The organism is Streptomyces sp. NPDC052079 (assembly GCF_040680275.1).
In the GTDB taxonomy this organism is placed as follows: Bacteria; Actinomycetota; Actinomycetes; order Streptomycetales; family Streptomycetaceae; genus Streptomyces.
The window spans coordinates 171,384-184,573 of record NZ_JBFAWL010000012.1 but is presented as its reverse complement, the minus strand read 5'-3'; the positions used below and the strand labels follow the sequence as shown (position 1 = coordinate 184,573).

General features: G+C 69.3%; 4 protein-coding genes, 1 tRNA gene and 1 rRNA gene. 5 read left to right on the top strand and 1 reads right to left on the bottom strand.

The features are described from left to right. Positions 1–91 (top strand): 5S ribosomal RNA (rrf, locus tag AB0L56_RS19610); the annotation flags it as partial. A gap of 248 nt (positions 92–339) precedes the next feature. Beyond that, positions 340–412 (top strand) — tRNA-Thr (locus tag AB0L56_RS19605). A 53-nt stretch (positions 413–465) separates the two neighbouring features. Here AB0L56_RS19605 and AB0L56_RS19600 read toward each other — a convergent pair. Next, the gene (locus tag AB0L56_RS19600; RefSeq protein WP_365424834.1) at positions 466–3,219 is read right to left on the bottom strand and encodes a SpoIIE family protein phosphatase; all 2,754 of its coding nucleotides are present in this window, start codon (positions 3,217–3,219) and stop codon (positions 466–468) included. A gap of 415 nt (positions 3,220–3,634) precedes the next feature. Here AB0L56_RS19600 and AB0L56_RS19595 point away from each other — a divergent pair, with 415 nt between their 5' ends. The 3 genes from AB0L56_RS19595 to AB0L56_RS19585 all read left to right on the top strand — a co-directional run bounded on the left by AB0L56_RS19595 (position 3,635) and on the right by AB0L56_RS19585 (position 12,976). After that, positions 3,635–9,103 carry a HAMP domain-containing protein gene (locus AB0L56_RS19595; RefSeq protein ID WP_365424832.1) on the top strand — a complete coding sequence of 1,823 codons (5,469 nt, stop codon included), beginning with the start codon at positions 3,635–3,637 and terminating at the stop codon, positions 9,101–9,103. Positions 9,104–9,407: 304 nt separating this feature from the next. Further along, entirely contained in the window at positions 9,408–10,085 is a 678-nt protein-coding gene (locus AB0L56_RS19590; protein WP_361025848.1) for a response regulator, read from the top strand. A gap of 179 nt (positions 10,086–10,264) precedes the next feature. Then, positions 10,265–12,976 (top strand): DNA translocase FtsK, encoded by a 2,712-nt coding sequence (locus tag AB0L56_RS19585; protein ID WP_365424829.1) that lies wholly within the window; start codon positions 10,265–10,267, stop codon positions 12,974–12,976. Positions 12,977–13,190: the final 214 nt, after the last annotated feature.

Genomic DNA, 13,190 nt, shown 5'->3' with positions numbered 1-13,190 from the left:
GCCCGGTTACATTCCGAACCCGGAAGCTAAGCCTTACAGCGCCGATGGTACTGCAGGGGGGACCCTGTGGGAGAGTAGGACGCCGCCGAACAATCATTGAAAGGGTTGGACCCCGAACTTCGGTTCCGGGTCCAACCCTTTTTTGTTTGGCGTCATGGGAAGGTCACGTGGCGCAATCAGCATCCCTGCCATGAGTACTGCTGCACTGCTCAGGCCCGCCGACGCCGGCGCGTGTGACGAGGTCGTCGTACCTGCCTTCTGAGGTTGGTTGGGAGCACCGGTCTGGACGGGGTATGATCTATTCCGTTGCCGCGAGGGAAACCTCGAACCCGGCGACAGGCCCCCATAGCTCAGTCGGCAGAGCGTCTCCATGGTAAGGAGAAGGTCAACGGTTCGATTCCGTTTGGGGGCTCCGAGAGAAAGGCCCCGCCCATTCGGGCGGGGCCTTCTTCATGTTCTCGTGAGCTACTCCTTCTGCAGGCCCGGAACGCGCATGGCGAGGATGGCCATGTCATCGGACGGGGCGTCCGTCGCGAAGCGCTCCACCGCGCGCATGATGCGGGCCGCGACCGCCCCGGCCGTCAGTCCCGTGCAGGTCGTCAGAACCTCGGCGAGGCCATCGTCGCCCAGCATCCTGGAGCCCTCGCGGCGTTCGGTGACGCCGTCGGTGACGCAGAGAAGGACATCGCCGGGGTCGAGGGTGACGGTCTGCTCGTACAGCTCCAAGTCCTCCAAGACGCCGAGGAGCGGCTGCGGTTCGGCGGCCGGTTCGACCGTGCCGTCCTGACGCAGCCGGAGCGGCAGGGGATGGCCCGCGCAGACGACCTTCAGTTCCGCGCTGCCGTCCGCCTGCGGCCGCATCTCGCCGTACAGGAGGGTGAGGAAGCGGCTGCGGGCGCCCTCGTCGAGGATCGCGGAGTTGAGACGGTCGAGGACCGCCGGGCCGCTGAGGCCCTCGCGGGCGAGCAGACGGAGCGCGTGCCGGGCGAGACCGGTGACGGCCGCCGCGTTCGGGCCCGTACCGCAGACGTCGCCGATGGCGAAGCCGTAGGCGCCGTCGCTGATCGGGAAGAGGTCGTAGAAGTCGCCGCCGACCTCGTTGCCCTCGCCGGCCGCGCGGTAGATCACCTCGACCTCGACGCCGTCGATCGTCGGCAGCTCGGGAGGCAGGAGGCTGCGCTGGAGGGACTGGCTGATGGCCGTGCGCTCGGAATACAGGCGGGCGTTGTCCAGGGCCAGGGCGGCCCGCCGGGAGAGGTCCTCGGCGAGTTCCAGGATCTCCTGGCGGAAGTGCTCATCGGTCGGCTTGCCGAGCGTCAGCATGCCGATGACGCGGTTACGGGCGACCAGGGGAAGGACCACGGTCTCGCCGCCGAGCGCGGAGGCCGTGGCGAGGGTGGGGCCGATGCCGGTGGTGACATGCCGGGTCGGGCCGCCGCTGAGGCCGAGACTGCGCATGGAGGTGCGCAGGGCAGCCTGGTGGGCGACCTCCGCGGGTGCCGACCAGACACGGGCACCCGGAGTCGGGACCGGGTCGGGCGGCGGGATCTTCGACAGCAGGGACTTGATGCCGTCGATCAGTTCCTCGTCCTCGTGGAGCACGTAGGAGAGGTACGGCTCGGAGGCCTGGTCGGCGATCGTGTAGACGGCGCACCAGGTGGCGAGGGTGGGGACGGTCATCTGGGCCATCAGGGCCAGGGTCTGGTCCCGGTCCAGGGTGCCGGCCAGCAGGTCGGAGGCCTCGACGAGGAAGCTGAGCGAACCGCGGCGCAGGCGCTCCAGCTCGCCCAGCCGGGCCGACTCCACCGCGAGCGCGATCCGGTCCGCCGCGAACTGCAGACGCAGCGCCTCCTCGTTGGAGTATCTGCCGGGCGCCTCGGCGGCGACGCCGAGGGAGCCGGTGAGCCGGCCCTCCACCTTCAGCGGGACGGTGACGACCGAGCGCATGCCGGTGCCGTTGAGGAGGGGGACCGCGCCGGAGACGGCGGTGAGATCCTCGTGGACGGCCGGCATGCGGGCGGAGCCGTAGCGGCCGGGGCCGGCCTCGACGGGGACGCGGGCGAAGCGCTGACGGGCCGAAGGGAGGCCGGTGGAGGCGCGGACCTCGAGTTCGGTCTCGTCGTCGGTGGCGAGGAGCAGGAAGGCGGAGTCGCCGTCGAGCATGTCGCGGGCGCGTTCCACGGTGCGCTGGAGCAGGCCGTCGAGGTCGTCCGGCGCGGGGGAGCCGATGAAGACCTCGAACGGGTCGGTGCTCTGGCCCTCGGAGCCGCCGGACGAGTCGGTCGAGGGGCCGCGCAACGGGCTCTGCAGAACCGCCCGTTCGTGGTCCCGAACCAGCAGACACACGGTTGACGGTTCGCCATCGGTGTCGCGGACCCGCAGATGGGAGGCGTACACGGGGATCACTCTGCCGTGGGATCCCCTGATGCCGTAGCTGCCCTCCCAGCGGGAGAGCTGGAGCGCGTCGGCGATGCCGGTGCCGGTGCCGGGAGTGTGCGGCCAGGCCGCGAGGTCGGTGAGCGGCTTGCCGGTGACCTGCTCGGCGGTATAGCCGAACAGTTCATCCGCGTCCTCGTTCCAGGCGCTGATGGCGCCGGTGCGGTCGATCTGTACGACGGCGACCCGGACCCGGGTGTCGGCGAGGGGGAGGAGGTGGGCCGGCAGGGCGGGGCCGGCGGCGCGGGTGCCGACCGCGCGCTCGGGAAGGTCCAGCTGGAACCAGACGGTCTTGTGGGTGGGTGTGTAGTCCACTCCCCAGTGGCCGGCCAGGGCGGCGCACAGCTGGAGCCCGCGGCCGCCCTCGCGGTCGGGGCTGCCCATGTCGACCGGCGAGCCCTGGAGGGGAATTTCCCGCTCCGGATAGCGGTCGGACACCTCGATCCGTACGCCGTCGTCGCTGCGCAGGCAGAGCAGGTCGGCGGCGGTGCCGGCGTGCACCACGGCATTGGTCACCAGTTCGCTGGTGAGCACCACGGCGTCGTCGACGATGTCGCCGAAGCCCCAGCCCTGCAGGGTGTCACGGACGAACGAGCGGGCGCCGGCGACCGACCGCCCCAGGGGCTCGAAGCTGGCGGCCGCGCGCGCGGTGATCACAGAACTCCTCGACCGGTTGTCGACGGGCATGGCTCCCTCGCCGACCGGCTCGTGCCGCTGGTGCGGCAGGCCGTCGCTCGGCCGTGGGTCCGGGGGCTGTTCCCCGGGGATCAGTCCGGTCGTCATGTGTGCGGCCGCCCTCCGATGCCCGCTCTTCTCCTGCCACCGCCCAGGCCGGACGGACCGGCGTGGCTGGACAGCAGGATGCAAGGTTACTTACCTTCGCCGTCCGAGCGGATGCCGGTCTGCTGTGATTCCGTCCGGAGGTGTTCGCCATCCGGCGGGTGTGCGGACGATGTGCGAAGCTGCCGAACTGTTATGGCCTGGTTCGGCGGGGGTGAAACACTGGGCAGGCTTGGGGTGAAGGTCCGGGCAGGCCGTGTGTCTTCCGCGCCGGGTGGGCAGCAGCCTCCTGGCGGCACCTTGGAACGTCGGGCAACACATCGCAGTAGTACGGAAAAAGCACAGTAGTAAACGGGACGCCTCCCTGGTGGTGCGCCCGGGCACAGCGGTAACGGTCGACCCCTGCGGGAGGGACACAGTGGAGTCTGGCGCAGCGACGCGGGGCACGAAGACGACGCGCGCGAAAGGCGGACAGTCCCTGAGCAAGCCGGGAAAGGCGCGGGGCGGGACCACGACGGTGGACACGGCGGCCCTGAACCGTCTCCTGGTGGCGCTGGTGTCGATGCGGGACGGCAACTTCCGCAAACGGCTCACGGTGTCCGGCGACGGCGTGATGTCGGAGATCGCGGCGGTCTTCAACGAGGTGGCCGACCGCAATCTCCACCTGACGGGTGAGCTGGCGCGGGTGCGGCGCATGGTCGGCCGTGAGGGAAAGCTCACGGAGCGGCTGGAGACGGGGGCCTCCGAGGGCTCCTGGGCGACCGCGATCGACAACTCGAACGCGCTGGTGGACGACCTCGTACGGCCGGTCTCCGAGGTCAGCCGGGTGCTGTCGGCGGTGGCCGAGGGCGATCTGTCGCCGCGTATGGAGCTGCGGACGCAGGCGGCGCCCGAGGGGGCCGGGCATCCGCTGCGGGGCGAGTTCCTCAAGGTCGCGCGGACCGTGAACAACCTGGTCGACCAGTTGTCGACCTTCACCGACGAGGTCACCCGGGTGGCCAGCGAGGTGGGCACCGAGGGCAAGCTGGGCGGACAGGCCCAGGTGCGTGGCATGTCCGGTTCGTGGAAGGACCTGACCGACTCCGTCAACACGATGGCGGAGCGGCTGACGGCGCAGGTGCGGGACATCGCGCTGGTGACGACGGCCGTCGCGAGCGGTGATCTGTCGCGCAAGGTCACCGTCCATGTCGAGGGCGAGATGCTCGAGCTGAAGAACACCGTCAACACGATGGTGGATCAGCTCTCCGCGTTCTCCTCCGAGGTGACCCGGGTCGCGCGCGAGGTGGGCACCGAGGGCGCTCTGGGCGGGCAGGCGCAGGTGCCCGGGGTGGACGGCGTGTGGAAGGAGCTCACCGACTCCGTCAACACCATGGCCGGCAATCTCACCGCTCAGGTGCGCGGGATCGCCGAGGTCACGACCGCGGTCGCCAACGGTGATCTGTCGCGGAAGGTCACGGTGCCGGCGCGCGGTGAGGTGGCGCAGCTCGCCGAGACGATCAACCAGATGACCGAGACGCTGCGGATCTTCGCCGACGAGGTCACGCGGGTCGCCAACGAGGTCGGGGCCGAGGGCCGGCTGGGCGGTCAGGCGAATGTGCCGGGTGCGGCGGGGACGTGGAAGGACCTGACGGATTCCGTGAACACGGTGTTCCGGAACCTGACCACTCAGGTGCGGGACATCGCGGCGGTGACGACGGCGGTCGCCAACGGTGACCTGTCGCAGAAGGTCACCGTGGACGTGGCCGGCGAGATGCTGGAGCTGAAGAACACCGTCAACACGATGGTGGACCAGCTGTCCGCGTTCGGTGCCGAGGTCACGCGGGTGGCGCGCGAGATCGGTGTCGAGGGTGAGCTGGGCGGCCAGGCGCAGGTGCCGGGCGCGGCGGGGACGTGGAAGGACCTGACGGATTCCGTCAACACGGCGTTCCGCAACCTCACCGGACAGGTGAGGAACATCGCCCAAGTGACGACGGCGGTCGCCAACGGTGACCTGTCGCAGAAGGTCACCGTGGACGTCTCCGGTGAGATGCTCCAGCTGAAGAACACCGTGAACACCATGGTGGACCAGCTGTCGAGCTTCGCCGACCAGGTCACGCGGATGGCCCGGGACGTGGGTACGGAGGGTCGGCTGGGCGGTCAGGCGCGCGTGGACGGCGTGTCGGGCACCTGGAAGGAACTCACCGACTCCGTCAACTCCATGGCCTCGAATCTCACCGGGCAGGTGCGCAACATCGCGCAGGTCACGACGGCCGTCGCGCGGGGTGACCTGTCGCAGAAGATCGACGTCGACGCGCGCGGGGAGATCCTCGAGCTGAAGAACACCATCAACACGATGGTGGACCAGCTGTCGTCGTTCGCCGACCAGGTGACGCGAGTGGCCCGTGAGGTGGGTACGGAGGGCCGGCTGGGCGGTCAGGCGCAGGTGCCCGGCGTCGCCGGTGTGTGGCGGGACCTGACGGATTCCGTGAACGGCATGGCGTCGAACCTGACCGGGCAGGTGCGCAACATCGCCCAGGTGGCGACGGCGGTGGCACGCGGTGACCTGTCGCAGAAGATCACCGTGGACGCGCGCGGGGAGATCCTCGAGCTCAAGAACACGCTGAACACGATGGTCGACCAGCTGTCGTCGTTCGCCGAAGAGGTCACCCGGGTGGCCCGTGAGGTGGGTACGGAGGGCATCCTCGGCGGTCAGGCCGAGGTGCAGGGTGTCTCCGGCACCTGGAAGGACCTCACGCAGTCCGTGAACGGCATGGCGAACAACCTGACGCTCCAGGTGCGCAACATCGCCGAGGTCACCACCGCGGTCGCCAAGGGCGACCTGTCGAAGAAGATCACGGTCGATGCCAAGGGTGAGATCCTCGAGCTGGTGACCACCGTCAACACGATGGTGGACCAGCTGTCGTCGTTCGCCGAGCAGGTGACCCGGGTGGCCCGCGAGGTGGGCACCGAGGGCATCCTGGGCGGCCAGGCGCATGTGCCGGGTGTCACGGGCATCTGGAAGGACCTGAGCGACAACGTCAACCTGATGGCGAAGAACCTCACCACGCAGGTGCGGAACATCTCGCAGGTGTCCGCGGCCGTCGCCAACGGCGACCTCACGCGGCAGGTCAGCATCGAGGCGCGCGGTGAGGTGGCGCAGCTCGCCGACACCATCAACACCATGGTGAAGACGCTGAGCGCGTTCGCCGAGCAGGTCACCAAGGTGGCCCGCGAGGTGGGCACCGACGGCATCCTGGGCGGTCAGGCGCATGTGCCGGGCGTGGCCGGTACCTGGAAGGACCTCACCGAGTCGGTGAACCAGATGGCGTCCAACCTGACCGGCCAGGTGCGCAACATCGCGATGGTGACGACGGCCATCGCCAAGGGCGACCTCACGAAGAAGATCGACATCGACGCGCGCGGTGAGATCCTCGAGCTGAAGACGACCATCAACACGATGGTGGACCAGCTGTCCTCGTTCGCCGAGGAGGTCACCCGGGTCGCCCGCGAGGTGGGAACCGAGGGCCAGCTGGGCGGTCAGGCACGCGTGCGTGACGTCGACGGGACCTGGCGGGACCTGACCGAGTCGGTGAACGAGATGGCCGGGAATCTCACCCGGCAGGTGCGTGCCATCGCCCGGGTGGCGACCGCGGTGACCCGCGGCGACCTGAACCTGAAGATCGACGTGGACGCGTCCGGGGAGATCCAGGAGCTCCAGGACTACATCAACAAGATGATCGCCAACCTGCGCGACACCACGATCGCCAACAAGGAGCAGGACTGGCTCAAGGGCAATCTCGCCCGTATCTCCGCGCTGATGCAGGGTCGCCGCGACCTGGACGACGTGGCCTCGCTGATCATGAGCGAGCTGACGCCGGTGGTGTCCGCGCAGCACGGCGCGTTCTTCCTGGCGATGCCGCTGGTCGACGGCGAGGACCTGAGCGCGGCGGACGACGACCAGTTCGAGCTGCGCATGCTCGGCTCGTACGGCTACTCCATGGGGTCCATGCCGACGTCGTTCCAGCCCGGTGAGGGGCTCATCGGGACGGCCGCCACGGAGAAGCGCACGATCCTGGTGGAGAAGGCGCCCAGCGGCTATCTGAAGATCTCCTCGGGGCTCGGGGAGGCACCCCCGGCCCAGGTGATCGTGCTTCCGGTGGTGTTCGAGGGGAAGGTGCTCGGCGTCATCGAACTGGCGTCGTTCACGCCGTTCACGGCGATCCAGAAGGACTTCCTCAACCAGATCGCCGAAATGATCGCGACCAGCGTCAACACCATCTCCGTCAACACCAAGACCGAGCGGCTGCTGGGGCAGTCCCAGGAGCTGACCGAACAACTGCGCGAGCGGTCGGCGGAGTTGGAACAGCGGCAGAAGGCGCTCCAGGCGTCCAACGCCGAACTGGAGGAGAAGGCCGAGCTGCTGGCCCGTCAGAACCGCGACATCGAGGTGAAGAACACCGAGATCGAGGAGGCGCGGCAGGTCCTGGAGGAGCGCGCCGAGCAGCTCGCCGTGTCCATGCGCTACAAGAGCGAGTTCCTCGCCAACATGTCGCACGAGCTGCGCACGCCGCTGAACTCGCTGCTGATCCTGGCCAAGTTGCTCGCCGACAACGCCGACGCCAACCTGTCCCCCAAGCAGGTGGAGTTCGCCGAGACCATCCACGGCGCCGGGTCCGACCTGCTCCAGCTCATCAACGACATCCTGGACCTGTCGAAGGTCGAGGCGGGCAAGATGGACGTCTCCCCGACGCGTATCGCGCTCGTCCAGCTGGTGGACTACGTGGAGGCCACCTTCCGGCCGCTGACCGCGGAGAAGGGCCTGGACCTGTCCGTACGGATCTCGCCGGAGCTGCCCGCCACGCTGCACACCGACGAGCAGCGGCTGCTGCAGGTGCTGCGCAACCTGCTGTCCAACGCGGTGAAGTTCACCGACTCCGGATCGGTCGAGCTGGTCATCCGGCCCGCCCGGGACGATGTCCCGCAGGCCATCCGGGAGCAGTTGCTGGAGGCGGGTTCGCTGACCGACCCGGACGCGGACCTGATCGCGTTCTCGGTGAGCGACACGGGCATCGGCATCGCGGCCGGCAAGATGCGGGTGATCTTCGAGGCGTTCAAGCAGGCCGACGGCACCACCAGCCGCAAGTACGGCGGTACGGGGCTCGGGCTGTCCATCTCGCGGGAGATCGCTCAGCTGCTCGGCGGTGAGATCCACGCCCAGAGCGAGCCGGGGCGCGGTTCCACGTTCACGCTGTACCTGCCGCTGCACCCGAGCGAGCTGCCGCCGCACGGCTACGCCCAGCCCATGCCGCCGCTGGAGGCCGGGGACCTGGTGGCGTCGGCGGAGCCGGCCGCTCCGCAGGCCGAGACGCCGGCAGAGGTGACGTCGTACCGGGCCACCCAGAACGGTCCGGCCGCGCTGTTCCGGCGCCGTCGCAGGATCTCGCTCGAGCAGCGGCCCGCCGCCGAGCCGGAGCAGTGGCCGGACGTGCAGCACGAGCCGGTGCCCCGCTCGTCGCGCCGCGGTATCCGCTTCGGCGGGCAGAAGGTGCTGATCGTCGACGACGACATCCGCAACGTCTTCGCGCTCACCAGCGTCCTCGAGCAGCACGGCCTGTCCGTGCTGTACGCGGAGAACGGCCGCGAGGGCATCGAGGTGCTGGAGCAGCACGACGACGTGGCGGTCGTACTGATGGACATCATGATGCCCGAGATGGACGGCTATGCCACGACCACGGCGATCCGCCGGATGCCGCAGTTCGCCGGACTCCCGATCATCGCCCTCACCGCCAAGGCGATGAAGGGTGACCGGGAGAAGGCGATCGAGTCGGGCGCCTCCGACTACGTGACCAAGCCGGTCGATCCCGATCACCTGCTGTCGGTGATGGAGCAGTGGATGCCGGGGGAGTGAGACCGGCTGGAGGGTGTGCGAAGGTGACGGGAAGCCTCGGTGTTCACCCGGAGTTGCTGAGGCGGTGCGCGCGAAGTCGTGTAGAAGTACGGGATTCGGGGAACCTTCTGGTCTCCCGCCGCGTTTCTGCTACGTGCACAGTGACATCACGGTGACAGGGTGTGGCGACAGGCGGGGTGCGGCTACGATGACCGGCACAAGGACGGGCGGCGCAAGGGAGCCGTCCCCTGGGGCGGTACCCACGGGTACATCCCCAGGTCCTGCGGACAGGGGAGGCCCCAAGCCGGGGCGAGGAGGGCGGGCCATGGTGCAGAAGGCCAAGATCCTCCTGGTCGATGACCGGCCGGAGAATCTGCTGGCGCTGGAGGCGATCCTCTCGGCGCTCGATCAGACGCTGGTGCGGGCATCGTCCGGGGAGGAAGCGCTCAAGGCACTGCTCACGGACGATTTCGCGGTCATTCTGCTGGACGTCCAGATGCCGGGCATGGACGGATTCGAGACGGCCGCGCACATCAAGCGGCGGGAGCGGACCCGGGACATCCCGATCATTTTCCTCACCGCGATCAACCACGGCCCGCATCACACCTTCCGCGGGTACGCGGCGGGAGCGGTCGACTACATCTCCAAGCCGTTCGACCCGTGGGTGCTGCGGGCGAAGGTCTCGGTCTTCGTCGAGCTGTACATGAAGAACTGCCAGCTGAGGGAGCAGGCGTCGCTGCTGCGGCTCCAGTTGGAGGGCGGCGAGAAGGAGGCCGGCGAGGCCAAGGAGCCGGCGGGACTGCTCGCCGAGCTCTCGGCGCGGCTCGCGGCCGTCGAGGAGCAGGCCGAGGCGCTGACCAAGCAGCTCAACGACGAGTCGACCGACGCGGCCGCGGTGGCCACGGCGGCCCATCTGGAGCGCAAGCTCACCGGTTTGCGGCGGGCACTGGACGCCCTGGAGCCGGGAACCGGCAGCGCGTCGTCGGTGCCCTCGCAGAACTGATCCCGGACACAGGGGTCTTGCCGGACCCCCGGCCGGGGGCCCGGACCTGAGAGAACGTCAATTGCTGTGCGTGTCCCGGGCCGTCCCGCGTCAACTCCGCGCCTTGACAAGGGCGACACGAACGGGTGAAGCATCCGCCACGCGTGTCCCCTGCCGTCTCCACCGGTAATCTCACACCTATGGCCTCACGTCCCTCCGCAGCCAAGAAGCCGCCCGCGAAGAAGGCGGCCGCTTCCGCGAAGGCTCCGGCGAAGAAGGCCGCTGCCAAGAAGGCCCCGGCGAAGAAGGCCGCTGCCAAGAAGCCGGCCCCCCAACCGGCACCGAACCCGACCAGCGGCGTGTACCGGCTCGTACGCGCCCTGTGGCTGGGCCTCGCGCGCGCCGTCGGCGCGGTCTTCCGCGGCATAGGGCAGGGCGCCAGGAACCTCGACCCGGCGCACCGCAAGGACGGCCTCGCGCTGCTCCTGCTCGGCATCGCCCTGATCGTCGCCGCCGGTACCTGGGCCGACCTCAAGGGCCCCGTCGGCGACCTCGTGGAGATCCTGGTCACCGGTGCCTTCGGCCGGCTGGACCTGCTGGTGCCGATCCTGGTCGCCGTCATCGCCGTACGGTTCATCCGGCACCCGGAGAAGCCCGAGGCCAACGGACGGATCGTCATCGGTCTGTCCGCGCTCGTCATCGGCGTGCTCGGACAGATCCACATCGGCTGCGGGTCGCCCGCCCGCAGCGAGGGTATGCACGCCATAAGGGACGCGGGCGGTCTGATCGGCTGGGCCGCGGCCGCACCGCTGTCGTCCACCATGACCGACGTCCTCGCCGTGCCGCTGCTGGTGCTGCTCACCGTCTTCGGTCTGCTGGTCGTCACGGCCACACCGGTCAACGCCATCCCGCAGCGGCTGCGGCAGCTCGGCGTACGGCTCGGACTCGTCCACGAGGCTGAGGAGTTCGGCGACGACGACGCGCGCTACGACGAGCAGTGGCGCGAGGCGCTGCCCGCGAGCCGCCGCCGGCGACGGCCGACCCCCGAGGAGTACGACCCCGACGACGCGGAGGAGGAGGCACTGTCCCGGCGCCGTTCCCGGCCCCGCAGGTCCGCGGTGCCGCAGCCCGGCGTGGACCGGCCGATGGACGCGGTGGACGTGGCCGCCGCGGCGGCCGCCGCGCTGGACGGTGCCGTGCTGCACGGCATGCCGCCCTCGCCGATCGTCGCCGACCTGACCCAGGGCGTGAGCACGGGCGACCGCGAGCCGACCACGCCGACGCCGGTTCCGGCGGCCCGCCCGCATCAGGAGCAGCCGAAGGCGGGCAGGCCCAAGCAGGAGAAGCCCCCGGCGGGCGTCCTGGACATGACCAAAAAGCCGCCCCGTGAACCCCGGGACCTGCCGCCCCGCGCGGAACAGCTCCAGCTGGCCGGCGACATCACCTACTCCCTGCCCTCGCTGGACCTGCTCACCCGCGGCGGGCCCGGCAAGGCGCGCAGCGCGGCCAACGACGCCATAGTCGAAGCGCTGCGGAAGGTCTTCACGGAGTTCAAGGTGGACGCCGCCGTCACCGGCTTCACCCGCGGCCCGACGGTCACCCGCTATGTCGTGGAACTGGGCCCGGCCGTGAAGGTCGAGCGGGTCACCGCGCTGACCAAGAACATCGCGTACGCCGTCGCCAGCCCGGATGTGCGGATCATCAGCCCGATCCCCGGCAAGTCCGCGGTCGGCATCGAGATCCCGAACACCGACCGGGAGATGGTCAACCTCGGTGACGTACTGCGGCTCGCGGAGTCCGCCGAGGACGACGACCCGATGCTGGTCGCCTTCGGCAAGGACGTCGAGGGCGGCTACGTCATGGACTCGCTGGCGAAGATGCCGCACATGCTGGTCGCCGGCGCCACCGGCTCCGGCAAGTCGTCCTGCATCAACTGCCTGATCACCTCGGTCATGATGCGGGCGACCCCGGAGGACGTCCGGATGATCCTCGTAGACCCCAAGCGGGTGGAGCTGACGGCGTACGAGGGCATCCCGCACCTGATCACGCCGATCATCACCAACCCCAAGCGGGCCGCCGAGGCGCTGCAGTGGGTCGTCCGCGAGATGGACCTGCGCTACGACGATCTCGCCGCCTACGGCTACCGGCACATCGACGACTTCAACCGCGCGGTGCGCGAGGGCAAGGCCAAGCCGCCCGAAGGCAGCGAGCGGGAGCTTCAGCCGTACCCGTACCTGCTGGTGATCGTCGACGAGCTGGCCGACCTGATGATGGTCGCCCCGCGCGACGTCGAGGACGCCATCGTGCGCATCACCCAGCTCGCGCGGGCGGCCGGCATCCACCTGGTGCTCGCCACGCAGCGGCCGTCCGTCGACGTCGTCACCGGTCTGATCAAGGCGAACGTGCCGTCCCGGCTGGCGTTCGCCACGTCCTCGCTGGCGGACTCCCGGGTCATCCTGGACCAGCCCGGCGCCGAGAAGCTGATCGGCAAGGGCGACGGACTGTTCCTGCCCATGGGCGCGAACAAACCGACGCGTATGCAGGGCGCCTTCGTGACCGAGGAGGAGGTCGCGGCCGTCGTCCGGCACTGCAAGGACCAGATGGCGCCCGTCTTCCGCGACGACGTCACCGTGGGCAGCAAGCAGAAGAAGGAGATCGACGAGGACATCGGCGACGACCTCGACCTGCTGTGCCAGGCGGCCGAGCTGGTCGTCTCCACCCAGTTCGGGTCGACGTCCATGCTTCAGCGCAAGCTGCGCGTCGGCTTCGCCAAGGCCGGCCGGCTTATGGACCTCATGGAGTCCCGGAACATCGTTGGACCGAGCGAGGGTTCGAAGGCTCGTGACGTTCTTGTGAAGCCTGACGAGCTGGATGGCGTGCTCGCGCTGATCCGTGGGGAGTCTGAAGGGTAGCGATCGGGTCACGGCCGTCACCTCGGGGCACCCGGGTGGTCGACCGTGACCCAGCTGTAGTGGATCATTGAGCAACCGTTTCCCGTCGGCATACGTCAAGTTGAGGGAAACCGCAAACCGCAGGCCCACCATCGGGATGTCGGGCCATTCCGATGGCGTACAAAATCCGACCGCCCGGTTGCCCCACCCTCTCGTACCCCTCCTAGACTGAACC

Bases quoted from the DNA above. Each gene is read 5' to 3' on its own strand.
- AB0L56_RS19600 (WP_365424834.1), bottom strand. From the start codon at position 3,219: ATGACGACCGGACTGATCCCCGGGGAACAGCCCCCGGACCCACGGCCG.
- AB0L56_RS19590 (WP_361025848.1), top strand. From the start codon at position 9,408: ATGGTGCAGAAGGCCAAGATCCTCCTGGTCGATGACCGGCCGGAGAAT.
- AB0L56_RS19585 (WP_365424829.1), top strand. From the start codon at position 10,265: ATGGCCTCACGTCCCTCCGCAGCCAAGAAGCCGCCCGCGAAGAAGGCG.